The organism is Spirosoma aerophilum, from assembly GCF_054782495.1.
In genome coordinates, this window is record NZ_BAAGSJ010000004.1 from 728,065 (window position 1) to 752,865 (window position 24,801).

Annotated in this window: 28 protein-coding genes; 13 read left to right on the top strand and 15 right to left on the bottom strand. The window is 48.8% G+C overall.

Annotated elements, in window-relative coordinates; translation table 11 throughout:
- Positions 1–182 precede the first annotated feature (182 nt).
- The 3 genes from ACYVK4_RS04870 to ACYVK4_RS04880 all read right to left on the bottom strand — a co-directional run bounded on the left by ACYVK4_RS04870 (position 183) and on the right by ACYVK4_RS04880 (position 2,611).
- On the bottom strand, positions 183–950 hold the full coding sequence (locus ACYVK4_RS04870; RefSeq protein WP_461126351.1) for a tellurite resistance TerB family protein: 768 nt from the start codon (positions 948–950) through the stop codon (positions 183–185).
- Positions 951–1,308: 358 nt separating this feature from the next.
- A complete protein-coding gene (locus ACYVK4_RS04875) occupies positions 1,309–1,554 on the bottom strand; it encodes a hypothetical protein (RefSeq protein WP_461126352.1) in 246 nt (81 codons plus the stop codon).
- A gap of 97 nt (positions 1,555–1,651) precedes the next feature.
- Positions 1,652–2,611 (bottom strand): NAD(P)-dependent oxidoreductase, encoded by a 960-nt coding sequence (locus ACYVK4_RS04880; protein ID WP_461126353.1) that lies wholly within the window; start codon positions 2,609–2,611, stop codon positions 1,652–1,654.
- 262 nt (positions 2,612–2,873) lie between these two features.
- Here ACYVK4_RS04880 and ACYVK4_RS04885 point away from each other — a divergent pair, with 262 nt between their 5' ends.
- Entirely contained in the window at positions 2,874–3,281 is a 408-nt protein-coding gene (locus ACYVK4_RS04885) for a transposase (protein WP_461126354.1), read from the top strand.
- A 422-nt stretch (positions 3,282–3,703) separates the two neighbouring features.
- On the opposite strand, the gene ACYVK4_RS04890 is transcribed toward ACYVK4_RS04885, so the two are convergent.
- From ACYVK4_RS04890 to ACYVK4_RS04910, 5 genes are all read right to left on the bottom strand, one after another.
- A complete protein-coding gene (locus ACYVK4_RS04890) occupies positions 3,704–4,213 on the bottom strand; it encodes an SgcJ/EcaC family oxidoreductase (protein ID WP_461126355.1) in 510 nt (169 codons plus the stop codon).
- Positions 4,214–4,362: 149 nt separating this feature from the next.
- On the bottom strand, positions 4,363–5,577 hold the full coding sequence (locus ACYVK4_RS04895) for an amidohydrolase family protein (RefSeq protein WP_461126356.1): 1,215 nt from the start codon (positions 5,575–5,577) through the stop codon (positions 4,363–4,365).
- 10 nt (positions 5,578–5,587) lie between these two features.
- Positions 5,588–6,328, bottom strand: a complete 741-nt coding sequence (locus ACYVK4_RS04900; protein WP_461126357.1) for a LytR/AlgR family response regulator transcription factor — start codon at positions 6,326–6,328, stop codon at positions 5,588–5,590.
- Between the two features lie 5 nt (positions 6,329–6,333).
- Positions 6,334–8,439 carry a histidine kinase gene (locus ACYVK4_RS04905; protein ID WP_461126358.1) on the bottom strand — a complete coding sequence of 702 codons (2,106 nt, stop codon included), beginning with the start codon at positions 8,437–8,439 and terminating at the stop codon, positions 6,334–6,336.
- Positions 8,440–8,553: 114 nt separating this feature from the next.
- Complete coding sequence (locus ACYVK4_RS04910) at positions 8,554–8,808, bottom strand: hypothetical protein (RefSeq protein ID WP_461126359.1); 255 nt, start codon at positions 8,806–8,808, stop codon at positions 8,554–8,556.
- Positions 8,809–9,102: 294 nt separating this feature from the next.
- Here ACYVK4_RS04910 and ACYVK4_RS04915 point away from each other — a divergent pair, with 294 nt between their 5' ends.
- Positions 9,103–9,627, top strand: a complete 525-nt coding sequence (locus tag ACYVK4_RS04915) for a DinB family protein (RefSeq protein WP_461126360.1) — start codon at positions 9,103–9,105, stop codon at positions 9,625–9,627.
- 119 nt (positions 9,628–9,746) lie between these two features.
- Here ACYVK4_RS04915 and ACYVK4_RS04920 read toward each other — a convergent pair whose 3' ends face one another.
- Positions 9,747–10,139 (bottom strand): winged helix-turn-helix transcriptional regulator, encoded by a 393-nt coding sequence (locus ACYVK4_RS04920; protein WP_461126361.1) that lies wholly within the window; start codon positions 10,137–10,139, stop codon positions 9,747–9,749.
- A gap of 78 nt (positions 10,140–10,217) precedes the next feature.
- Between ACYVK4_RS04920 and ACYVK4_RS04925 the strand changes: the two genes are divergently transcribed.
- The 5 genes from ACYVK4_RS04925 (at position 10,218) to ACYVK4_RS04945 (ending at position 17,113) form a co-directional block, all read left to right on the top strand.
- On the top strand, positions 10,218–10,859 hold the full coding sequence (locus ACYVK4_RS04925) for a nitroreductase family protein (RefSeq protein WP_461126362.1): 642 nt from the start codon (positions 10,218–10,220) through the stop codon (positions 10,857–10,859).
- Positions 10,860–11,708: 849 nt separating this feature from the next.
- Positions 11,709–11,849: a hypothetical protein gene (locus ACYVK4_RS04930; RefSeq protein WP_461126363.1), complete on the top strand. Its 141-nt coding sequence runs from the start codon at positions 11,709–11,711 to the stop codon at positions 11,847–11,849.
- 212 nt (positions 11,850–12,061) lie between these two features.
- Positions 12,062–12,790, top strand: a complete 729-nt coding sequence (locus ACYVK4_RS04935; protein ID WP_461126364.1) for an acetylxylan esterase — start codon at positions 12,062–12,064, stop codon at positions 12,788–12,790.
- Positions 12,791–12,843: 53 nt separating this feature from the next.
- A complete protein-coding gene (locus tag ACYVK4_RS04940; RefSeq protein WP_461126365.1) occupies positions 12,844–14,292 on the top strand; it encodes a family 43 glycosylhydrolase in 1,449 nt (482 codons plus the stop codon).
- 292 nt (positions 14,293–14,584) lie between these two features.
- On the top strand, positions 14,585–17,113 hold the full coding sequence (locus ACYVK4_RS04945; protein ID WP_461126366.1) for a glycoside hydrolase family 9 protein: 2,529 nt from the start codon (positions 14,585–14,587) through the stop codon (positions 17,111–17,113).
- 237 nt (positions 17,114–17,350) lie between these two features.
- Here the strand turns inward: ACYVK4_RS04945 and ACYVK4_RS04950 are convergent, their stop codons facing one another.
- The 4 genes from ACYVK4_RS04950 to ACYVK4_RS04965 all read right to left on the bottom strand — a co-directional run bounded on the left by ACYVK4_RS04950 (position 17,351) and on the right by ACYVK4_RS04965 (position 18,683).
- Positions 17,351–17,575, bottom strand: coding sequence for an RES family NAD+ phosphorylase (locus ACYVK4_RS04950; protein ID WP_461126661.1), 225 nt, complete (start codon positions 17,573–17,575; stop codon positions 17,351–17,353).
- Positions 17,572–17,805, bottom strand: a complete 234-nt coding sequence (locus ACYVK4_RS04955; RefSeq protein WP_461126367.1) for an RES family NAD+ phosphorylase — start codon at positions 17,803–17,805, stop codon at positions 17,572–17,574. The genes ACYVK4_RS04950 and ACYVK4_RS04955 overlap by 4 nt, the downstream gene beginning before the upstream one ends.
- 3 nt (positions 17,806–17,808) lie before the next feature.
- Positions 17,809–18,198, bottom strand: a complete 390-nt coding sequence (locus tag ACYVK4_RS04960; protein ID WP_461126368.1) for an antitoxin Xre/MbcA/ParS toxin-binding domain-containing protein — start codon at positions 18,196–18,198, stop codon at positions 17,809–17,811.
- A gap of 83 nt (positions 18,199–18,281) precedes the next feature.
- On the bottom strand, positions 18,282–18,683 hold the full coding sequence (locus ACYVK4_RS04965; protein WP_461126369.1) for a hypothetical protein: 402 nt from the start codon (positions 18,681–18,683) through the stop codon (positions 18,282–18,284).
- A gap of 488 nt (positions 18,684–19,171) precedes the next feature.
- Here ACYVK4_RS04965 and ACYVK4_RS04970 point away from each other — a divergent pair, with 488 nt between their 5' ends.
- The 4 genes from ACYVK4_RS04970 (at position 19,172) to ACYVK4_RS04985 (ending at position 21,223) form a co-directional block, all read left to right on the top strand.
- On the top strand, positions 19,172–19,576 hold the full coding sequence (locus ACYVK4_RS04970) for a DUF983 domain-containing protein (protein WP_461126370.1): 405 nt from the start codon (positions 19,172–19,174) through the stop codon (positions 19,574–19,576).
- A 236-nt stretch (positions 19,577–19,812) separates the two neighbouring features.
- Entirely contained in the window at positions 19,813–19,959 is a 147-nt protein-coding gene (locus ACYVK4_RS04975) for a hypothetical protein (protein ID WP_461126371.1), read from the top strand.
- A gap of 452 nt (positions 19,960–20,411) precedes the next feature.
- The gene (locus ACYVK4_RS04980; protein WP_461126372.1) at positions 20,412–20,837 is read left to right on the top strand and encodes a response regulator; all 426 of its coding nucleotides are present in this window, start codon (positions 20,412–20,414) and stop codon (positions 20,835–20,837) included.
- 152 nt (positions 20,838–20,989) lie between these two features.
- The gene (locus ACYVK4_RS04985) at positions 20,990–21,223 is read left to right on the top strand and encodes a hypothetical protein (RefSeq protein ID WP_461126373.1); all 234 of its coding nucleotides are present in this window, start codon (positions 20,990–20,992) and stop codon (positions 21,221–21,223) included.
- Between the two features lie 59 nt (positions 21,224–21,282).
- Here ACYVK4_RS04985 and ACYVK4_RS04990 read toward each other — a convergent pair whose 3' ends face one another.
- Together ACYVK4_RS04990 and ACYVK4_RS04995 are read right to left on the bottom strand one after the other, a co-directional pair.
- On the bottom strand, positions 21,283–22,353 hold the full coding sequence (locus tag ACYVK4_RS04990; protein ID WP_461126374.1) for an alpha/beta hydrolase: 1,071 nt from the start codon (positions 22,351–22,353) through the stop codon (positions 21,283–21,285).
- A 475-nt stretch (positions 22,354–22,828) separates the two neighbouring features.
- Entirely contained in the window at positions 22,829–23,131 is a 303-nt protein-coding gene (locus ACYVK4_RS04995; protein WP_461126375.1) for an RNA polymerase sigma factor, read from the bottom strand.
- Between the two features lie 302 nt (positions 23,132–23,433).
- Here ACYVK4_RS04995 and ACYVK4_RS05000 point away from each other — a divergent pair, with 302 nt between their 5' ends.
- Positions 23,434–23,871, top strand: coding sequence for a hypothetical protein (locus ACYVK4_RS05000; RefSeq protein ID WP_461126376.1), 438 nt, complete (start codon positions 23,434–23,436; stop codon positions 23,869–23,871).
- Between the two features lie 310 nt (positions 23,872–24,181).
- On the top strand, positions 24,182–24,394 hold the full coding sequence (locus tag ACYVK4_RS05005; protein ID WP_461126377.1) for a Kazal-type serine protease inhibitor family protein: 213 nt from the start codon (positions 24,182–24,184) through the stop codon (positions 24,392–24,394).
- The last annotated feature ends 407 nt before the right edge of the window (positions 24,395–24,801 follow it).

The window sequence follows — 24,801 nt, forward strand, 5'->3', positions numbered from 1 at the left end:
ACGTGTATCAAAAAGCTATTTCCAGTTAAATCTTGCCAGTCCACTACAAGAGTGAATCGTTTCGCTAGTCGTGTTACCAACAGGGGGCTTCTCATGGGTCAATGGGTAGTACGACTAGCAAACGGCATGGAGGTGGCAGGCACGAGTCAGTTAAGGGCTGGAATACTCTGCTGACCAGCTCCCTACCAGCCCAAACCACCGCCCCGGCGCCCACCGCCTAAGATACCCCCTAGCAAACTCCCTAATCCACCGGAGTTCATCCCGCCATACCGGGGCCTGCCCCCCAGTCCGCCCAGTATGGAAATCAGTGAGCCTAGCCCCCCGCCCCGGCCCATCCGCCCCCCCCCGCCTAACAGGCTTCCCAACAGACCACCGCCCATACCCCCACCCCGGCGGCCGCCGACCAGGCGCGAAATGACCAAAGGGGCCAGCATGCCCAGTACGCCCTGTATCATTCCTGGGGAGATGTTCAGATTTTTAAATCGATCAGCAAAACCGCTTTGCTGAAGAAACGTGGGGGAGGTGGGGTCCTGCCCCTGCTGCTGGGCTGCCCCGGCGCTGTCCACAAACTCATCGAGGCTCTGGAACTGCTCCGCATTGATGCCTAAATAGGCCGCGATGTCTTGAATCCGTTCTTGCTCCTGCGGGGAGTATTGCCCATCCGCTTTGGCAAAGCTGATGATATCGGTAATAAAAGAAAAGCGGAGTTGACTGCCCTTCAATTGATCCAGGCAGGCTTGCAGACTAATCTGGGAGGGATTACGGGCAATTTGCAATACCTGCTCTTGATCGGGTTGGGGTAATTCGGCGGCTTGCCCCAGCAAGCCCAGAAATTCCAGTTCTTCCGCTGAGGTCGTGCCATCGGCAGCAGCCAGGGTGGCCAGAGCACTCAAATAAGCGCCTTTTTCTGGCAGCGAATAGTCTTTCAGTAACGTGGTTGGTTGTTCCATAACGAAATGAAGTAGGTTTAATTGGTTAGGTTTATTAAAAGCCTTGCCGGAGGGAAGGCTATTTATCGATAACTAAAAGGCAGCCGACTTCGCTCAGTGGCTCATCCATTTCTTATCCTTCTACAGCCTGACTAATCCGTTTCTGCACAGCTAGCCGTAGCATAAGGCTGGTGTTGAACAGCAGGTAAAACCCGCTGTCCCACCAAACGATGATCTTACATGGTGAAACGGGGTTGAAATGGCTCCTATCAGCGGTGCTTAAAACTCCAGGTAAAAAGAGAACCACCCAACTTGGGAGTCACCTGGCGCTCTTTGCTGTCTGTGCGGAGTAAAGCGAACCTCAGAATCAGATGGTTGGCTACTTGTAGGTGCCGTTTACCACCAACCGGCCATTTTCAGTAACCGAATAGCTTTCTACGTTTTCGTATTCGTTCACCTCGTAGGATGCCTCCCCCTCAAGGGGATAGTTTTGTTTGAATCGTTCTTCGGCTTGCTGGCGGGTCTGGTTAACGAAGACCCCTACGTATTGATAGGGCTCTTTTTGATAAACAATCACCACTATGGGACTAGGGCTCGACAAATAAGCAGCAATTTGATTTTGCATGGCTGGTAATAAGTTTAATTAGGTGAATTAATATAGGGGTATTCCTTAAGGAATGCGCGTGAAACAGCAGCAGACTGACCGGCCCCAAGGTGCGATCCTAGTGCTCCCACTCATCCAAGATCGTCATCGATTGGCTAACGATGGCCGCCAGGGCTTCCTGAGTAAGAAAGGCCTGGTGACCCGTTACCAGTACATTGGGCATACGTAGTAATTCAGCAACCAGGGGGTCGGCATTCGCTGAATCCGAGTGGTCTTCAAAAAACAAGCCATGCTCGTGCTCATAGACATCAATGCCCAGATACCCTAGCTGCCCACTTTTGAGCGCGTCAAGCGCATCCGTCGTCTTGAGGACAGCGCCCCGCCCCGTATTGATCAGCATGCTCCCCCGTTTCATCTGAAGAAGGGTTTGTGCGTTGAAGAGGCCCTGCGTCTGATCGGTCAGGGGTAAATGAAGGCTAATAATATCGGACTGGGTGAGCAGCTCCCCCAGGGAAACAAACTCGATGGGAACCGGGGATTCCTGCTGAGCTGCGTCGGGCTTAGTATCATACGCCAGCAGGCGACAGCCAAAACCGGTCAAAATACGGGCCAGTGCCTGACCAATGTTGCCGTAACCAGCAATGCCCACGGTTTTCTCCCGGAGTTCGAAACCGACTAGCTGCCGGGTTAGCTTAAAATCGAACTGGCGCGCGTTGTCGGTTGCCTGCCTGAGGTGGCGGCCAAGGGCCAGCATTAAGGCGACGGCGTACTCGGCAATAGCGCCGGGTGAGTAGGCTGGAATACTTTTGACGTCAATGCCCAGGGCATCCGCCGTTGGCTGATCAATGTGATCCGTACCGGCGGACCGGGTCAGCAGGTAGCGGATACCGAGTTGATGAAGCCGGGTGAGCACGGGCCTGGAGGCATCATCGGTGCCAAAAATGAGTACGGCCTGATAGCCCTTGGCTTGATCAACCGTATCAGGACCAAGTCGGTCCTCTACCAGCGTCAGGTCGTGGCTGATGTTGCGCAGAAAGGGCTCCTCGAAGGCGCCTACGCTAAAGGCAATGGCTTTCATGAAAATAGCCTGGATGGTAGTGACTATACATACCGTCGACAGAGGACAAATGTTTAGCTGATGCTCAGACGACTCAATGCGTTCCCCGGCTCCAATCGGCTTGGCGTCTCAAGGCCCCGGTTAGCCAGAGAGGTATCTTTGCGGGCTATCCTGGTTAATCGTTGTCCGCTCGGTTGGACAGTGTACTGCTTAGCAGAATGTACTCGAATCGTTCCGTCCCCTTCCGCTACCAGACCCAACAGTCCGACAAAGTTTGCAACAAATGATCTCCCATTTCCAGACGGCTATTGTCAAACTGAAAGGTGAAATAACCCAGGTTTGTCAAGACGATTTTGCGGCTCAGTATAAGCGACTAACCTCGATCAAAGGAATCTCGCACACCATTGCGACAGCCTTGATCGAGACAACGAACGGGTTTCAGGACTTTCAGTCTGCCAAGGCATTGGCCAAGTTTATTGGCATTGCCCCCACTATTTATCAGTCAGGAAAAATGGGGACCACTCGCGGTATCAACCGATCAGGTGAGGGTCATTTGAGAGGCTTATTATACATGGCTAGTTGGACCGCGATGCGTTACAATAAGCCTTGCCGGGAGTGCTATCAACATCTAAAAGCCGCAGGCAAAGCTTCTAAAGTAGCTCTGATTGCAGTGGCTAACAAATTACTTTGACAGGCCTTTGCGGCCGTTAAATTCCAGGAAGATTTTGATCCGAATTATCCGCCAATTTTACGTACGATTCCTTGCCTTTTAACACAGTTCATGTTTACCTGGAAAAAAAGTTAAACAAAACGGGTGTTGTGTTCTACAGCTAAGCTGGTGATTTCTAGTGAATTTACCTTTATGAATGCAGCGTTTTGGGTCCAAGTGATAGCAATGGCCTTACGGTACAGTTTCTTTAATCGCCCCATTTAAGCAGCCGATACATGAATACGCCGTCGTCTAAGACGGGGGACCTATCCATGAACGTTTCTATGTCTCAAGGAGGAGCGTTTTACGTGACACTTTTGAATTAAGCAAACGCTGAAATTTAACCTTGCTTTAAGTCGATTAATCAGCCTTGGTTTACTTGCATTAGGTTAGCCCACTGATTTTTATGGATGTGCTGGAACGGGTGTGTCGGGCTTCAAGTCAACATTGTGATAAACAACAATTTTCCAATCACCTCTTTGTTTTTGGAAGACCTGAAGCAGCCGCGTGTGCAGGCGTCCCTTATTGTCGATATGAATCGCTTTTGGCGAAATACCCTTCGGAAATCCAGTAATCCAAGTAATTGTTTCTACAATAGCAATGTCTGGACTGAGAAACCGAAAGGAGACTACATCCTGTTGCAAAACCGTTTGAGCGAACATGCCCTTAAATATCTCCACATGCCTGTCTAAAAACTGCTGATGCCCGGTGAAAAACATCCCTCGAATATTGGTAAAGGTTCCATTCTCGGCGAAATGGGTAGAGTACGTAGCAGCATCCCCACTGTTCCAGGAAGTCACTTCCTGACCAAGGATAGTTTGAATAGTCAGCGAATCGGCGTTTCGTTGCGCTTGCATTGGAGTTGCATAAAGCACGCTCAGGCTGGTCACGGTTAGGATGATTAGCTGTTTCATAATTAGTGGAAAAAGAAGGATGGCGCTTCATAAATGGCTTAAAGCTCCTACATACATTTGAGTTGTGTTGTCGTCCTTTTCAGGCTGTTTTCAGATATGAATTTCAGGCTGTCAACGACAGTGGGTGATAACTGTAGATGCATTCTGTTTTATCCGGTAATCCGGAAGATGCGCTCGGCATTACCATGCGCTACTTTGGCGCGCTCCTCATCCGTAAGCGTTGCCGACTCGATAAAGGAAACGGCCGGGGTTGTAGGCTGGTAGGGGTAATCAATTGCCCACATAACCGAGTCGATTCCGAGCTTGTCGATGCTAAACCGAAGCGCAAGCGGGTCTTCAACGCCACTGGTAGTAATAGAAAAATTGCGTTTGAAGTATTCGCTTGGTGTAAGCCGGTTACCCCGGCCGGCCCTGGCACCTGGTGCGCCCATAAAGTCCAGCCGCCACAACCAGAACGGCAGCGCTTCACCCATATGGCCTAAAACAATCTGTAAGCGGGGAAAGCGATCCAGAACGCCACTCAGCATTAACCGCAACGCGTGTGTTCCCGCTTCAATACCATACCCCCAAATGGCCCCTTCGATGCGGTAGTCGCCAAAAGGAGCAGCCATACCGTCCGACGGAGCGCGGGGATGAATGTAAAGCGGGGCACCCAGGGCTTCGGCCGCTTCCAGGATAGGCCAGAACTGTGGTTCGTCGAGGTAGCGGTTTGCGGTATGTGAGTTGACCAGGAATCCGTTCAGCTTAAGTGTTTTAATGGACCGTTCCATTTCTTTGGCGGCTTCTTTTGGATTCTGGGGGGCAAAGCAGGCCAGCCCTGCGAAACGCTTTGGATGACGACGAATGGCTTCGGCCAACTGGTCGTTGGAAAGGCGGGCCAGGGTTACTGCCTGATCAGGTTCAAACATCTGTACACCCGGTAGCCCTAACGAGAGCAGGTGCATATCGACCCCATTCGCGTCCATGTCAGCCAGACGTCCAGCACCCAAATCTAGCAGTTTGGGCAGCATCAGCCGTGAACTGGCATCCCGGTTCGAGATCGGAGGGGGCGCCTGATTCTGGTCTTTGACAGCCACTAGAGCGGGGGCATCGTATATAGTACTAAGGAGTTTCAGATCCAGGTTTGAGCCACCCCGCCGGGCCAGGTCGCGTACAGCCATGGCCACTTCCGGAATCATGAATGCTTCCTCGGTAGCAATTTTTCGTACGCGCTTTTCGACGGTTGGGGGGGTACTCCCTTTAGCATCAGATGCAACCGCCCCAGCCGATGCGGGCCACCCGGCAACCGTAGCGAGTGCTGATAGCTGAGCTAATGCCGTCCGGCGATTTACCAGCGCATTCCCTTTGTAAAGTTTGGTAGACATAGATGGTTCGTTAAAAACTGATGGCCTGTAGAAACTCCGCTTTTTTGCGTTTAGATACATCCAGCACAACCCCATTGCTCATCACCACCTGACCGCCATCCCCCCGGATGTAGCGTTCTACGAACGACTTGTTGATCATATGGGCGTGGTGAATTCGCAGGAACATGTCGGCGGGCAATAACTCGTCAAACTCTTTTAGGGTGCGGCTCACCAGAAATTTAAGGGAGTCCACCAAGTGGATGTACGTATAGTTCGCGCTGGCTTCGAGGTAGATAATGTCATCGATGTTAATGAACTGCAAGCCCTCAAACGTTGGAATGCTGATGCGCCGTGGTTGTTTCTTCTGCATGTATTCCAGTAGCACCTGCACTTGCGATTCGGCTGACTGGTTCAGCCGGTTCGCTTCGGCTTTAGCAACGGCTGCTTTTAGCTCGTCGATGTCCACTGGTTTGACCAGGTAATCCAGGGCACTATAACGGATGGCCTTAATGGCATACTGGTCATAGGCTGTCACGAAGATCAGTGCGAACTGTTTGTACGACACGTGCTGAAGCATCAGAAAGCCATTCATCACCGGCATTTCGATATCTAGAAACACCACATCCGGCTTCAGGCGATCAATGGCTTGCTGACCATCCTGAGCGGTATCGCAACGGGCCCTAATTTGGATCTGGGGACAATGTCGAGCCAGTTTTTCACTCAACGAACTCAGGTTGCTCTGGTCATCGTCAATTAATACGGCGTTCAGCATATTATTTAGGGTTCAGCGCTACTAATCCTGATGACCGCTTTGGTACCTGCAGGCCTTCCATTCTCTTCCAGATCGCTGATCTGAACATCGGCTAACCGGTCGTGCCGGTTGTGCAGCTGAATGCGTTCCCGGGTTATCTGGATGCCGTACGACTGGTGCTCGGGTCGGTTCAATTCTTTCAGTCGGGCGGCCTGTGCACGGCCAATGCCATTGTCGACCACCGAATAGATAATGTAATCGTCACTTAGTTGAGCGGCTATGTCCAGTTGGCGATGCATGTCGGGTTTAGTGAGCAAACCGTGATGGATTGCGTTTTCGATAAAGGGCTGAATAAGCAACGGTGGCACCTTGTAATCGCCTTCGATCAACTCCGGATCGGCTGTCAGCGAATAGCTGAATTTATGATTGCACCGGAACTGCTCCAGCTCCAGGTACAGGCGCAGGGTATTAAAATCTTTCTGAAAATGAACCAAGTTATTTTTGGAGCTGTCGAGTACTAACCGAATCAGTTTGGCAAACCGGGCCAGGTAGGTAGTAGCCCGGTCAGGCTGGCCGGTCTGGATGAGATTGTCGATGGCGCTCAGACAATTAAAGATAAAATGCGGGTTCATCTGGGTGCGCAAGGCCTGCATTTCCAGCTCCAGCGCCTTGCGTTTTAGACTCGACTGGGCCTGTTCGTAGCGCAGGACTTCGTTTTTCCGTCTAAGGCTTATCGTTCGAATTACCAGCGACGAAAAAACAAACAGCCCTAGTAATCCACCCGCCAGCATGGTTGTTGACTGCGTTTGTCGCTGCAATTCCTGTTGCTTTACCACGAGCTGCTGCTCCTTTAGGGCTTTGTCCTGTTTCAACAACCGAATGCGGTTTTCGGCCTGGGAAGCTGCCAGGTACAAGGCTGTCCGTTGGGCAAACTGATGGGCCGCCAGCGAATTGTTGAGGACCGTATACTGTTTAAAATATAAGTAAGCACTGTCGGGGCGCTTCAACCGCTCGAACAGGGAAGCCATGAGCCCATTGGCATCTTTCAGGTACTGTTGATTGCCCGTCTGGTGCGCCGTTTGGCGTAATTCGCGGGCATACCGCAGCGCAAGTGGATACTTTTGTTTCCCCTCATACACATGAGCTACCGTCAGCAGCGATTGCATTAGCGGTATAACATCGCGCTTTCGGCGAAGGCCGTCCATGAGTGGCACTACATCCGCCAGCACCTGATTGTATTGATGACGGGCTAGTTGCACCTCCACCGAATAGCCCCAGGTATAAGTTCTGAACCTGTTGCGAATAGCCTGGTCAGTGGTCAGCCGTTCCAGATTACGCTGGTGCTGCCGCTGGTAGTACAGTACCGAATCATATTGCTGCAGTTGCAGATGGGCGTAAGCCATATCCTCCACATTTGGAAAGAGAAGCAGAAACGGGGTCGCATAGGGTAAGAAGTGGTGATAGTAGTCCAGGGCCTTTTGCGGGTCACCCACCCGGTTAAACGACCGACCAATGAAAGCCAGGGAAACCGCCGTCAGGGCCGAGTCCTTCAGCTCTTTACCCATTTTCTGAGACTCAATCAGGTTTGCGAAGGCTTTCCAGTATTGCCCCCGTTTGCAGTACAGATACCCAGCCGCTTGGGTGGCCCAGCCCAGGGCCAGCCTGTCATGAGCGGCCAGAGCCATCTGCCGGGCCTTGCCCGCAGCGCGCAGCCCCTGATCGTACTGCCCCTGACTTCCCCGGGCAATGGCCAGCAGATAATACGCTTTTGACAGGGAAGCCGGTTCGTTCTGATGCCTTAGTAACGCAATGACCTGTTCGGTCCGCTGAACCATACGCCTGTAATCCGCCAGTAAACGGCCCGCCACATCGCCCTGTGTTAGTAAGGCAATGGCCTGCCCTTTTAGGTACTTACTGGTTAAGGCTTGTTGATAAGCCAGACGAGCGTACTTAAGGGCCGAGTCAGCATGCACATGGTAAAACGTAAACTCCAAACCAAGCGCGTTCAGGCTATCTGCCCGCCACCGGTCGTTCAGGGTCGGAAGGGCAAGTCGTAGCCGATCAATTCGGGTCGTTTGTGACCAGCCCTGTATCGTCAGCACCAGAAGTAGCATGGTTAGACTAGCTCGCATACACAGTTATTGTCAGAAGGGCACCTGCGGAATCAATCAATCAGCTACAAAAAGACTGTCCGTATTGTATAGTATCAATGTACAGCTAATTTTTTAAAAGCGAGATAGTTATGGCTAAATCAAAAGGTGGTGGGGCGCTCTCGTACTTGTAGCAACAGTAATAAATTTATGAATATTCAGCGATTCAGCCGAAGAAGTTCCAGAAGTTCGTTGCTTCGGCGCAAGTGCCGGATTGAGCTCTTCGTTTGTCGTTGTAAACGTTTCGTCAAATGAAACGGATCGTAGGGTAACAATATGGTCATTGCAGGCCACTAACAGGAACACGTGGGCCAATACGGCCAGCAGGATGGTGGTGTATTTTGTGCTCATGGCTCTTTTTTACAAGTAATGACTGATTTTGTCAGTAAAGTAAAATCAAGCCATATGGTCTGGAAAGTGGCATTGTGCTGCCGGGTTTATTTGTTTATTAACTGGGTATATCGGCTGAATAAATGAGCGTTTTGGGGAGTCAGTCTAGAATGACCCTTTTGACCGACTCTTCTCGTTAACAACCCAAAAATTTGATCGCCGAATGGACATACCCACTGTTATTGGGATACTTGCAATAACTTAGCCTACAAGTGTGCAACATCGTTTTATCTAAGCCAAACACGTTTACGACCGATGACTGAAATCCAGATGTTAATTAAGCAAACCGCCAATGCGTATGAATGGACGAATAAGCTGGTTGATCCAGTACCACTTGACAGGTGGAGTATCATTCCTCCCATCGTAGCATCAAGTATTGATTGGCAGCTTGGGCATTTGATTATCAGTCAGTATTTCCATTCGATTATGGTCATTCGGGGGCACCAAATGGATATCCTTCAGCAGCTTCCCATCCGAGACTATAGTGAGTGGTTCACCGTCTCAGGCCCTTCCCTGTCAGTAGCTAAAGTAGATTCAGTTAACTTGCTAGCTGACTTGCAATTTATGCAACGAAAGTCGTTGGCTATCCTGGCAACTCTGGAAGATTCAGAACTAGACAATCCGCTAGAACCCACCCCTACTCCTCATCCCATCGCTACCACAAAACGAGAGGCTGTTGATTGGAATATCCAGCACACCATGTACCACTGTGGTCAGATTGGGCTCATCAAGCGCGTGGTGGACGAGCGCCATGATTTCGGCCTACGCTTAGCGAGATGACCGATCAGACACACGTTGCTTCGGGTTTTGTCCAGCAAAAGTTAGCCAGTCCAGTACCTGGACAGTCTGAACATTGATAGCAACTAATTGTATCTACAGATTATCGCCAAGGCAAGCCTTTATGGCACTATTGATACCTCATCGTTTAAAAGCTCCAAAGGCTCTTGCAGAATGATCTCCCGGTGCCGTTCTCCCCAGTCAGCTAGTACGCTTATGATCTCTTTAGTCGAATCGCCATAGTCGGTCAACTCATAGATCACGGTGATCGGCTTGTCATTCTTGACCGATCTTTTTACCAATCGGTTCATTTCCATCTCCTTCAATTCCCGGCTGAGGACCTTGCCAGATATCCCGCATACGTCCCGCAGCAGGTCCGAATAGCGCTTAGGGCCAAATAGCAGACCGGCAATGATACGGATCTTCCATTTACCGCCTAAGACATACATCGCATCATGAATACTCATGATCGCTTTTTTACAATCGTGGGTTGGGGTTGGGGTTATTTTTAACATAGTTACCTTTTTGTCACTATTACTTTTTGCCAGTTAGTGACAAAAGTAAACTGATATTGCTGAATTTTGTCGAAACGAATGACAGGAAAAATGAATGTTATCGAAAATCTGGAATGGCGTTATGCCACCAAAAAATTCAGCAACCAAAAAGTTTCGGCAGACGATCTGGCCAAAATTCTTGAAGCCACTAATCTTTCGGCTTCGTCCACCGGTCTTCAGCCCTATCGCATCTTTGTTATAGACAATGATGCCCTTCGAAAAGAACTGGCCGAGGGTTCGTTCAATGCTCAGATCTCGGAGTCGTCGCATCTCTTGGTATTTGCGGCTTTTGATAAAGTAACAGCCGATCACATTAGTGCCTACATCGCTCATATCGCGCGTGAACGAGGCATTCCTGTCGAGGCATTAGCTGATTTCAAGGCGGCATTGATAAAGGGACTTCTATCGAGATCGGATGAGGAAAATTCGGCTTGGGCGGCAAAACAAGCTTACATCGCTTTAGGAACAGCCTTGATCGCTGCTGCTGAATTGAAAATAGATTCAACGCCTATGGAAGGCTTTGATGCAACCAAATTTGACGCCTTATTAGGCTTACCAGAGAAAGGTTTAAAGTCGGTCGTTGCGTTGGCAATTGGCTATCGTGATCAGGCTAATGACCACTTCGCTACGTTGAAAAAAGTCAGACTCCCGCTTGCTGACTTCGCTACGTTCTTTAATTAGAGAGCGTTCATAACTGCTTAAGCAAGTTAGCGACAAACTAAATAACCCATTGATGAACGTGAGCCTATCCGTCACGTTCATCAATGGGTTATTTAGTTTGTCGCGGGTTAGTAATCCTTGAATGGCTGAAACTGTACGGGATTCTGCCTATATCTCTGTCGAGATTAGTCACGACCGAGATACGGGCAGAACACAAAAATAGCATTGGGAAGCCAGGGGCTACTGATACCCACTATCAATCAATTTTGGCTGTGTGGGCGTGACCAGTATCAGGGATGGCCATACGGATGGGCCCGTCGATAAACAGGAAGCGGTCGTTAAAATCCACTCTTCTCTTGAGGTAGGGAGTAACTCTTTAGATACAGCCGATCTTTGGGGGCCTTCTGAGAAAGTACGGCTGATCATAAAGGCTACCGCCGGCATACGAGATCAGTTCATATCGTCTCCAGTTTCGGTTGGGATGAGGTACGGGATCAAGTTTTTTAGTTATGTCATTCGCATAAACCGAGCTGCTTGTGAATGCACTAGACACCGCCAGAGTATGATTTTCAGGATCTGGTGGCGTCCGTCAACTAGGCAAAAGATGTTCGAATGTTTATTGATCTCAACCAGGTTCCTGATAGAAAATTCCCTTTGTCTACCCTAAGATCATTTTAAAAGAAAGTTTTTTATATCAGTCCAGTGCTCCCGCACTGGAGGTGGCGTGGCATGCCAACCGGCCACCGAGGCTCAATCAATAAGCATACAGTTTTAGAAGAGTTACACAGCTAATAATCCGTAGTTCTACCTACTAAACTGACCTGAATTTACCGTACTCTTGCCTTATCATTGATACCAACATCTTTACAGATGAACACTAACTCACTTTTTTATCGCAGTTGGCTGACAGCCTATGCGCTGCTGACTGTAGTGCTGAGTACGTTCTTGAGCCCAGCTCAGGCACAAACCAAGTTGGCTTACGAGCGTGAGCTATTTACGATTGTCGAATAGTCCTCCGAATTTATGGGTGGTATGAAAGCGTATGAGTCGTTCATGAAAGCCAAAGTGCGCTAGCTAGCTTCCGGCGACAGCACACCGACCCTGGCCGAGTTTGATGTCAACAGCGATAATTCGAAATAAAATTTTAGGGCTTGGTAGGGGTATCGTTTCGACGCAAATTCATTTTAAAAAAGCAAATCACCTTATAAGAATCAACTCTAACTATGAACCGTGAAAAATTGGCGCGGGCAGCCGGGTTCGTCCTGTTTGCAGGACTTACGTTACAAGGCTGTTCCACCACCTCAAAGAGTCCAATCACAAGTGTAGCTAAAACCGACACCACCCGGAGTATCGCCCCGTATTTCACGCAGGCTACAAAAGCCAAAAAGACGCCGGATGTGGATGGCTTCATTCAACGCTGGCTACTGTTGGAGCCGATCAATAAGCCTAATCGTACCAATACTGTCTTTACGGACAGCTATCTCCGAACAGCCTTTACCACCGAGTATTTTCCCAATCAATTTACGGTTATTCCCAAAGGTGGCGACAACGTAAAAGTAGGCGATCAGGAACTGACCTGGCACGCCCTGGAAAGTACCAATTACAATGTCAAGCTGTTTCGGTTCGCCTATGGACTACGAAAACCAGTGTATGGTGTTCTGTTTTGGGCAGTAACGGTTATCAACAGTCCGCAGGAGCTGAAAAATGTCAGAATGGCGGTAGGTTCAAATTCAGCATCGATGTGGTGGCTGAACGGTAAGGAAGCCGTCCTCCTTTCCGGCGATCGGCGGATGGTAATGGATGATTGCGTTTCGACCCGGTTAACCCTGAACCAGGGGAAGAATATTATTCGGGGAGCCGTTATCAATGGCCCTGGCATGAGTGATTTCTGTGTTCGCTTCCTGGACGAAAACGGAAGGCCGGTAAAGAACCTCACGATTAGTTACGAGTAAACCCGTTCAACAATCTGTAATAAACGTTCGACTCTTCAGACATTGACCTTACCATGAACTTTACTACTAACCTATTGGGCTCCATAGCCCTGTTTTCCCTGTGCTCAACCGGCCCCCTACTGGCACAAGTTGGCAAACCATTTATCCATGACCCATCCACCATCACCGAATGCGAAGGAAAGTATTTTACGTTTGGCACCGGTAGAGGTGGGTTGATATCCGAAGATGGCTGGACCTGGAACGGTGGCGCCGAAAGACCGGGTGGAGGAGCCGCGCCGGATGTTGTCAAAATTGGGGATCGTTACCTGGTCATTTATGGATCAACCGGTGGCGGTTTAGGGGGCGGACACAATGGCCGAATCCTGACTATGTGGAACAAAACCCTGGACCCTAAGTCGCCCGATTTCAAGTTTTCGGAAGCGATTGTCGTGGCCTCGTCCGATGGGGTTGAAGATAACGATGCCATTGACCCAGGCCTGCTTCTTGATCCAACAGATGGTCGTTTGTGGGTGTCGTATGGTACTTATTTCGGGTTTATCCGCCTGATCGAGCTTGACCCTAAAACCGGGAAACGGGTTGAAGGAAACAAAGCCATCAATATCGCCATTGACTGCGAAGCCACCGATTTACTGTATCGGGATGGTTGGTATTACCTCCTTGGCACCCACGGAACCTGCTGCGACGGCGCCAACTCAACCTATAATATTGTGGTTGGCCGCTCCAGAAAAGTTACCGGTCCGTATCTGGATAATATGGGAAGAGACATGCTGAAAGGCGGGGGAAAAATGGTACTTGCTGCCGGTGAACGACTGATTGGACCCGGGCATTTCGGCCGTTACGTGCTGGAGGATGGGGCAGAAAAGATGTCCTGCCATTACGAAGCCGATCTGGACCAAAGCGGCCGTAGTGTGTTAGGTATCCGTCCGTTGCTATGGAAAAATGGATGGCCTGTTGCGGGAGATAACGTTAAAGAAGGCACGTACGAGATTGAGTCTGAACGAAGAGGCTATGCGTTGGAATTAATTGTTGACTTCACCCGAATGCCCGGTGGCCCTCGTGGCCCTCGCAATACTGATGAGCCCATAAAACCCGTACCATCTCAGGCATTAACGGATGTAATGAAGACCTGGCCAACCGGAACTATTCCTGTGCGAATGGGCGATTATATGGTTCGTCCGCATCAACGATGGACAATTACGGCGGCTCCTACCGCAGGCGGGTATCTGGGCGGCCCCTATTATAAAATCGTCATTGCAGGAACAGAGCGGGCCCTGGCCGCAACGGCAGACGCTGAATTAACTACGGTTTCAAACTTTACCGGCGCACCCGAACAGTTGTGGCGAATCGACCAGTTGACGGACGGCACCTACCGAATCATGCCGAAGGTAGTCCCTAATTCCGGTAAGAAGCTGGCGCTGGTATCGTCAGGCGACAGCACACCAACGTTGGCAGAATTTGACTTTAGCAGTGATAATTCCAAGTGGAATCTTAAGGCGCACTAAGTTCCCTCTCACCTGCTTATCCTGAAAACACGCATCGAAAGTCCCAACAGGTCAACCGATCAAAAAACAGCGTCGGCTTACTAACGGCTTGGCGACCTACTGAATAAGCTTGAAAAAAGGACCTTACCCCTCGAGGTTGTTGCGCTGATTGATGGGGAAGGTGTACACAAAAAGCTAGCTATGGGATGGTAAAAAATACGGCACAAAAAAAATACAGTACATAAAGGGTATAAAATATGGATAAAGTCATATTGAAACGAGTGACTTCCTATAAAGAACCCTTCTGGCCAACATGAAAAAAACAACTATTTTATCCCTAATCCTGCTCGTACTTGGGGCATACCAGTATGCTTCGGGTCAGGATTTAAAGCTCAACAACCTTGAGTATTTCGAGACGCAGGGCGTCAACGTACTGGTGTACAACAACCTGTTTACGGGAGGTTTCAACGATGAGAAGAACGCCGGTATCGAATTAATTCATCATGGTGTCCGAACCGCACAGGGCGGTGCCATACGGCTTTCCAATACACCGGAGCAGTGGGACCTTGTGCCGGACATTTCCAACCGGAAGGTAGACCGTGCGTCGAACACGATTGAGGCTACCTTGCGGTATAAAGACTACGATTTTGAGTCAAGAGTCGTCGTAACGCCAAAGGGCAAAGGAGTAGAAATCGCTGTTTATCTCGACAAACCGGTCCCCAAGGCCCTGGAAAAAGCGGCCGGATTCAACCTGGAGTTCTTGCCTTCTCAGTATTGGGGTAAGGCCTATCTGATGGATGGGCGTTACAATCGGTTTCCGCGCTATGTGGTAGGTAACAGCACAACTAATCCCAACAGCGAAAAACCGAAACAATTCAAGGGATATAACACGTCGGACGACCGGGGAACCGGCCGGTTTGTCGATCCGCTGCCCCTCGAAAAAGGACGTACCTTTCTGCTGGCACCCGATGAGCCTTCACGCCTGATAAAAATCACATCGCCGGATGCTGACCTCATGTTGTATGACGGCCGTGTGCTGGCTCAAAACGGCTGGTTTGTCGTTCGCAGTATGTTGCCGGCGGGAAAAACAGGTAAGGTCTTGAGCTGGACCGTCGAGCCCAATGCGATTAAAGGCTGGGTACGGGAACCCAACATTGGTTTTTCGCAGGTTGGCTACCTCCCGGCACAGCAAAAAGTGGCTGTCATCGAGCTTGACAAGAAAGACAAGCCGCTGGCGACTGCCTCGCTTTATAAAATTGGGGCCGACGGAAATGCCGCTTCGGTATACAGTAGTAAAATACAGGCCTGGGGTGACTATTTTAAATACCACTACGTAAAGTTTGATTTTACGTCTGTCAAAGAGCCCGGTATCTACTTTATTAAGTACGGTAATTTCCAGACGAATAATTTCCTGATCGAAAACAGCGTCTATGATAAGATTACCGATGCCACCAGCGACATCTGGATTCCAATCCACATGAACCATATGACGGTTAACGAGGCCTACCGGGTATGGCATGGCGAGCCGTTCAAGGAAGGCTATCGGCAGGCACCACCGAACACCGACCACTTTGACCTGCACGCACAAGGACCAACGACCGACACCAAATACAAAGCGCTCGAATTGATTCCCGGCCTGAACGTTGGGGGCTTCTTCGACGCCGGTGATTTCGATATTGAGACGGGGGCGAATATCAGCGTCGTGCAAAACTTCGTGCGGACCTGGGAGTATTTCAAGCCGCAGCGCGATCAAACATTTGTGAGCCAGAAGCAGCGTTACGTTGATCTTCACCGGCCCGATGGCACGCCCGACGTATTGCAGTTTATTGAACACGGCACCCTGAACCTGGTCGCGCAGGCCGAGAAGATCGGCCACATGTCGCAAACGCTCTCGAACGCTGTGCTGGACAATTACCACCACCTGGGCGATGCGGCCTCGCTGACCGATGGCCTGCCGTACAACCCGAACCTGGCCCCTTATGAAGTGGCCCCAGACGGCCGTTCCAGCGGAGTTAAGGATGACCTTTGGGCCTTTACCACCCGTAATCCCGGCCTTGACATGAACGCGGCCACCATGCTGGCAGCTGCCAGCCGGGCATTAAAGGGGTACAACGATGATTTGTCGGCGAGGGCGTTGCAACAGTCGAAACGATTGCTCAAAGAGTCGACGGAATTAATAGCCAACCTGCCGCCGGACAGCTTTGCCAGACGGTTTGGCTCAAGCGCTTCATCCAACCTTCAGTTATACATCTCGACCGGGGAGCAACAGTACCTCGATAAGTTTCAGGAGCTTCTGTGGCCGGCGCTTGATCGTAACGTAAACTTCGGCCTGTTGACGGCTCTGGACGCCATTCCGCATCTGGATGCCGCGTATAAGGAAAAGCTTCGGCCGTATGTAGTGAAGTACAATGACTACATCAAAGGGCTTGAGAAGAACAATCCATACGGCGTGCCCATTGGCCTCGGCAACTGGGCCGGTAGTGGCGAAGTTATCAACTTTGGTACTACCGTTTGCTTTGCCAGCAAGTATTTTCCGGATATCGTTGCCGCCAGTCATGCGTTTAAGGCAAGCAACTACCTATTTGGCTGCCATCCTTATCATAATTATTCATTGGTGGCCACGGTAGGTGCAACACGTCCCAAAGCCGTTTTTTACGGGAATAACCGGGCTGATTTCTCGTTTATTCCGGGCAACGTGGCTCCCGGTTTGTTGTTCAGAAAACCCGACCACTTTGAAAACTACGACGATTGGCCGTTCTTCTGGGGACAGAACGAAGGCACGATTGCCGGCAACACCAGCTATTTGATTTTTGGCTCAGCCTTCAGGAATCTGGTCAAGTAAGTAGATTCAACTGAACAAGTTTAGCGCCAGTGATAAGCCCGCTAGTTCGTCGCTTGTCACTGGCGCTATTTTGTATTGTTTGATAGTGATTTGAAAAACGTCTACTACGAATAGTAGTTGGCAGTCATTTCAATAAGCCTTCCAATTAAACACCCATTTTCTGAAGCATGTATATGAAACTTGCTTTGGCTCTTCGTACAGGTTTTTAAAATGCGTTTTAATTTAACTTCATCGCTCTTAGAGAAGCCTGGGATCCCAAAAATAGTCCTCCGTTCTAACTAGCTGAACATGCTGGCTAAAGTCTGGATGTCCGGTGTTGATGATGTAATTGTACTCGTAGATGATGACCGCTGAAGGAACCTTTAAGATTAAACTTTCCTGGCTGGTGTACCAGGTGGACCCCATGGTTTGTAAAGCCGGATAACCCGCTAAGGTTCGCCAGTTGGCGGGAAGTTCTTTTATAGGTGAACCGTTTGCATCAAGTAATCATCATCAGCCACAGAGATGACCATCACCTTGTGGGAAGAAGTGGGCTGGATGCCGCCCCGGTGAACGACCAGTTCCAGAGAGGATAAGGAACGCGATGTGCCGGTGTAAATAACCTGCTGGCCTTTGCTATTCCACCGATCTGCACTGCCTGATGAGCGTAAGCTATGCGCATGAACGTCTTTACTGATTCGAAATACTTCCATCCCTTACACGTTGTCTCCGTATTCCGGGGCCGTCAACCGATCATCGACAAATCGGATGTCGGTGATTGTATTGAGAAAGGCATTGGGACTCTTGTTATCAAAATAAAAGTCGGCCCGGTTGAGCCACTGGTCGAATTCTTTGACCGAGCTACATACGGTAATGCCGTGCCTGATCAGGGCTAACAGGAGTAGCACCTGTTCGTTGACGTTTTCCTTAAAGGTCGTTGGTGGCTTTTTGTATTCGCGAAATGTTTTAACGCTCATATTGAACCAGTCCGAAATAATGGTGTCATTAAACTCGGTCAAGGTCTTAATGGGATTGACATGTTGCCAGTTAACCCCTCGGCTATAGAGCAAGGAAAGAATTTCACTATCATTAATGTGGGCAGGCACATCTCATAAGAGAAGATTTTCGGGTGAGGCAACTCGTTTCATTGTGCGTTTCCTTACGCTATAAAGACAAATGCAGGCATACCTCACTTGTAGCCTACGGCTTTCATGGCTTCTATCCGCTCCTTCATTTCTCCAAATAAAGAAGCGTCTACACAGCTCCTAGCCTTTTGCAAGTAACGATAGAACTGGCTGAACCGCGCATAATCACCTCGACTATGCCAAGCAATGTACCAGGCTTTATGGGAAAGCGATCGGTCCGGCTGGCAGGGCCAACCATGGCGTTTGAGGATCTTTAGCAACAGTGTCTGATTCGCTCGGTCATTCATGCTCATCAGCTTCCCATAATAGTCTTGTTTAATGAAGGCTTGCCCGGAATGGTTTAGACTGTCTCGACTCCGCTGATCAATGGTGAACATCCGTTCGATGAGTAGGCCATAAGCTTGAGGTGATAGCTGATTGACGTTCGTGGCGGTGTCTGGTTCCATAGCAGGGTAGCCGATAATAAGCCAATCTGCTAGATTGTTCCTGGGTATGGGCTGCCCCTCATCAGCCAGGGGCAGCAGCAAGAGTAGCCATGCTATGGATTCACTTAACGTAAGTATTGGGTGAACGCTTTGCAATCGCTTAAGCAGTAAAGAAAATGAAACAAGAAGTGTCAGCGATCCGGGCTGAGGCTAGGGGATCGGTCTGCTTAAGGAGCGCTACAACGATTATATTATTGTGTACCCTACCTCAACAGGGAATTCAACTTCACTTATTATTGCTTGAGCAGTCCATTTTGCCTCAGGTCTTTAATTAGTAGGGTTTGCGAAGACCCTGATTTACAGTAACTGTTCAACTCACTCAGTAAAGTACGCTTGGCTTTAGCCAATTGGTAAGTAGCCTTATTATGGCAAACAAAATGTCGGATAAAATGGTCATAAGGGTATACTAATTAGTCAATGCGCTTAGCGTCTTTTTTTGACCGAAGGCTATGCATCCTACTAACACAATGGGAAAAGGCACCAAACTCTACAGCATCCTTTTCAATACCTGCCCCCGTTGTCAGAAGGGAAGATTCTTTTCGGTCAACAACCCCTATAACCTCAAGCGATTTGACCAAATGAATCCACTGTGTGGCTGTTGTGGTGAACGCTTTGAGCGAGAGCCGGGCTATTATACCGGCGCCCTGTATGTAAGTTACGCGTATTATACAGCTCTGATCGTAATTTCTTTTGTGGCCTTTCAGGTAATGGTCGAGTTAGAATTGAGTTATTTTTTAACCCTGTTGATCACTTTGCTGATCGTGTTGACACCGGTGGTCTTCCGGCTGGCGCGCTTAACTTGGATTAACTTCTTTATCAGCTATGATGCACACAAGCCTACCCACTGCCCTTGATGGGGTGTGCATGTCGTTTGGCACCGCAACGGCGGACCAGAAATCCATCACTTGCGTATAGTTTAGTATAACCGAATCGAGGGTTTTATAAGAGAGTGATTTTTTTAATATCTATGAACCCCAATCAGTCCCATACGATCTCTAAAAAGGCTTTGTCATACCGGTTCTGGTTGACGAATGCATAAAAAATAAAGCGTTAGTTGGTGAAATGTGTTCTACAGTTAAACGATACGATCATGGCTCACGAGGAAAAGAAAAACAAGAATATCAAGAAAGTAGCTACCAAAGCACCCAAGGTGGCAGGAGTAGCCAAAGTCCCCAAATATGAGCAAAGTGAATCCGGAATTAAGCCGCCTGATTCAGCTCCCAAAACCAAGAAATAATTAATTGAAGGCTCCTGTTGCTTCGATCTCTATCCAAGCAACAGGAGTCTGATTATGGCGGTGACATTCAACGAAATGCCCAAGTCGGCCAAGCGATTGACGCGCAATTGCCTCTTGCCCATATACCCTTAGCAGTTATCATTTCAAGTATCTGATTGCGACCGTTTGAGGAGCCGGTGATTTTACTGTCTGTCAAGTGGCTCACAGTCGGTACCGCACCGGAAGCCCGTGCCGACCCGGGTCTGCCCGTAGCCACCGCGGTCCAGCCAGTAGGCACATTTTACAATCAATTTGTCTCTTAGGATAAATAGCGTCTGACCTATTGCCAATAGCTGAGCCTAAAATTACTGGAATCCCGGATGAGTGTACCGTTAGGTTTGCAACGAATGGTCGGCAAGTGTCGTTACCCCCGCAGCCGATCGCTACACGCAAAGTTTATTTCCCCACCGCTTATGAATAAGAAAGGACCCATCATTGTCATTGAAGATGATGAGGACGACCAGCTCCTGTTAACGCAGGTCATTAAAAAACTAATCATTCGGAATCAAATTATCTTTTTCCAGGATCCTGAAGAAGCGCTTACCTACTTACTATCGACCGATATTGAGCCATTCATCGTTTTGTCAGATATCAATATGCCCAAACTAAGCGGACTCGAACTCCGAGAGAAAGTACATGCCAATGAGAGCCTGCGCTTGAAATGCATCCCCTATTTATTCTTTACCACCAGTGCCGAGCAGCAACACGTTATTGACGCCTACTCCAAATCAGTCCAGGGCTTTTTTATCAAGCCCAGTAGCCTGGATAAACTCGAGCATATGATGCGAAAAATAATCGATTACTGGCAGGAATGTACTTCACCTGACTTTGTGGTCTAATTTGTCGCCACCGTAGTTAAGCCCTTTTGAGGTTATACCAATAGACGATACAAAGGCTAACGTCCCCATTCTTGGCCCTTTCAGAATACGCAGGCATACGACTCGAAAAGCGATGAGCTTAAACGGTCATTTAGTCTTTAAAGCCAACACTTATGAGAAAAGGACATATATTAATTTTAGGAAATGTGGCGTATGATCCAGACAAAATAGCTCATTTTGATTTTGGTACGAATCAGTATGGTCAGCGCCGATGTAGGTGTGAATTCAACGATCCGGCCACCAAAGGGGGTTCCACCACTCGGTCCAAAGAAGAATACGGCATGTTACTCGAGTTTGCCGAGACAAATGCCTTAGTTCGAGAACGGGATCTGAAATTCAGCGAGTAATGTTGTTTTAAGAATCGTTTGTAGTCTCACGTTTGAGGGTTTAGGAAGATCGCAACAGCCTAATTCTTATCGGAAGCTCGTGCGGCTTCGGGTTTAACCCCCAACAACTTTTCTTTCAGTAAGGCATGAAACTTTTGGGGTTCCTCAAAGCAAAGATGATGAGCCGACTCCTTGAACCAAGTCACTTCTTTGACGGGTGCTTGCAAGCTTGCGTAATAATCAGCTACCACGGTGGCCGGCACATGATGATCATAACGACCTAAACAAAAATAAACCGGCACATTGACCGCTGGAATTTGCCGTTTCAAATCAATGGTGGGCCATATGGCCTGATCCATGGGCCAGTTTAACCGGTAGATTTTTTTGGTTTTCAGATAATCAAATAGGTTGTATTCCTTGGAGCGCCACAAGATTCGATAAAATGTTCCTCCTAAATTCTGATGATAGGAGCCCCCATATGTTTGGACTAAGTTCCGTTCTTGCAAGATCGCGTCAAATCCACCTTGGTAGAGCCCGTTTACTGGCGGGCCGATTCGCTTTAACGTATTTAGGCCAGCGGTGTCTCCTCGTTGTTGAGCCTGATGAAAGGCGAACTCATACGATACCTGTTCACTGCGTGGGCCATCGGTGATGGGGGAAACCGCCACCAAGGCCGCGTAATCGGTCGGGTATTGGCTAATGACATGTAAGCCCAGGAAACCGCCCCAGGAGTGCCCCACCAGAAATAGCTTATCTTGATGAAAGTACTTTTTGAGCCAGGAAGTCAATTCATGGGTATCGCTGACAAACTGATCCAGTGTCATGCTGGCTGGTGAGATGCGTGAGGAATACGACTTCCCCGATCCACGTTGATCCCAGTAAATGACCACAAATTGCTCTTCTAAGGCGGCACTATGGTGCATATATAAGGGCATGGCTACCCCACCCGGCCCCCCATGCAGCCATAACAAGATAGGCTTCGTTCGATCGGCTCCCCGTATGGTGAGAAATTGTTTACTGCCATTGATGTTTAGTCGACGGATTTGGGCAATGCTATTAGGGAGCTTCTTGCCATCGCTGGTTCTAATGGGTCGGGTAGTGCTACAAGCGGCACAAAAAACAAGCAATAGAAATAATAAAATTTTCCTCATCGTAGCTGTAAACTAGTGACTTAGTAAAGCGAAGATGCAGAAAACAATACTGGTGTTGCGTCCGGGTTGACTCAATTAGCAACAAGCGTTTTTACCTTCGGAGTTACGTTTCGATCAAGGGACATATCACAAGTTGAGTTTGCCTTTTTGAACGCCGGAATGATACATACTCAAATCGCAGTTCGTCTCACGGGGGAGCGAATTATGAGACAGTCATTTTTCACTAGCGGTCAACGACTATCAATCGCATTCGGTTGATCTCACCAGATAAAGACTTCCCACGGATGTTCTTTCAGTAAACCGTCCCACAAATCGCCTGCCTGGTTAACCAGGGCATAGCGTCTGAGCCGGATTCGAGTCGTTGGCATTTGGGTGCGTTTTTTAGGGCGATAATGGATTGACCAACTGCTTAGTTACGGATACTGTCAGCCGTATTCCTTATTCCTGGTTTATCCTTACTACGTAAGTTCACGAGTTAGTTGAGTGGCGAACGGAGGAATTCGCTCTTTTTCCGGTGGGCAATGTTTAAGAGCCAACTCAATGGTGCCTGGTGACAACTCGCTGCCTGGTGCTCATTAAAGGCAATACGTTCTTGCCAGAAGGTAACAAAACTAGCCGCTAAGATCAAGTCGGCTAAAGACCCATTTTCGGTCTGACGCAAGAGGTATCCATAGAGCATGGGTGCATACTGGTCATAGAAGTCGTTAAAATCCCGTCGGCTGTGGAGGTAAGTGGGAGCAGCCTGGAAAGCCTTATGCGTTGAGCGAAGCGAGTTCATGATCAAGTGTATAAATAGGGGCTAACCTAGTCGCTGATCATCAGCTATAGACTGTAATTAATCAACACACAATGTTACCGAATTTTTGATACAGTAACATGATAATTTATTCATTGGTACTGGCTCTTCTCGTGTTTACACCCTTAGGTCTCTAGCGGGAGCGTTTTGTAAGACCCCGATTTTTAATATCTGTCCAACTCAATCAGTCCCCTACGATCTAGACTCTCAACTAACTTCGTTACTATTTTTGCGGTTGCCAACAAAGCGGAAGCGGCCGGCACTGCTCAGGCTAACTGAAATCTATGCAATCGTATTCAACCCCCAACGATATTATTCGCCTGGAGCGAATGAATAAAACCTTTACGAAATATCACTTAGGCGATGGCCGGGTGCTTCATCATTTTACGGCGGCCAATGACGAGCTGTTTCATGATCACCCCTGGTCTTTTCGCACGACCATTTTGTCCGGGGGGTACATGGAGGTAGTAGCCGAGCCAACAGACGACGGAACGTTAGCCCTGACCCGTCACAAGCGCCTACCGGGGACAACCCACCATGTCCCGGCGGGAACGATCCACAAGCTGAGTGGTCTGCTGAAAGGGGACTGCTGGACGCTGATTGAACCCGGCAGGCCTGAGCGCCAGTCGGGCTTCTACAAGGCGGATGAGGCAGGCGTCTGGCACCGGTTCTGGAACCAGCGGAAATGGCGGTTACTGGTTGCGGTACCGAGTCCAGTCTAAAACACTAACTATCGAAACTAGCGTATTTTGAGAATAGGCACGCATCAGCCGTTTCGTGTAATATCCACCATTTGGAAGTGTCGATCTGTTTGGAACATGGTGTGATATTTGTACTATTCTTAGTCAAGTTGCATAACTCACGTGGCTGTTTCAAAAGTCCGAATGGTGTTCAACGAAATAAGCATGTCCGCTACTTTCTGGCTAAGGATTTAACCTTTTGCAACAACCATAGCACTTTTATAACAAAAACGAGAGTTCATTTCCAACTCTTTTCCAGGCTATAAGGTCAATACGTCTAACCTTATTTATCATGCGCATTCTTCTCTATTTTGGCCTTATAGTCTGCTTTAGTCATTGTACCCAGAAAGTAGATCCAACTTGCGTAGAGAGGCCACTTGATGGCCGTAGCTGTGATTATGTTCTTCATCCTGTTTGTGGGTGTAATGGTAAGACGTACAGTAATGAATGTGTAGCGGAAGCCCACGGTATTACTTCTTATACAGTTGGAGAATGTAAGAAGTGAACTAGTTGATAATTGACTTATTAAAAGTCTTGTATTTGTAATCACTTAGTGCGAGTCTCAAGGAGGAGCGTTTTTGCGAGACACTAACTTTTAACATCTGTCAAACTCAATCAGTCACATACGGCCAAGGCTTAAATTACGCCTTTTTACGTTTTTTACTGGTCAACCTACTTACTTGCCTTTGAGTATAGTGAGTAGGACGGCTCGTCGTGATGGCAGTAATACGAATGGCATAAGGCACTCGGGTAAGGGTTGAGGTTAGCCCCCCTTTTTCAATGCGTTGGTCATTTTTGATGAGTGTTCATATGGTTTAACATTAAAATATAATTAAAAATCCTAAATTTGCATTATAGACGGATGTTCATTTTACGGCAAACGAAGGACTATAGGTGAATCTGCCTGTTTAC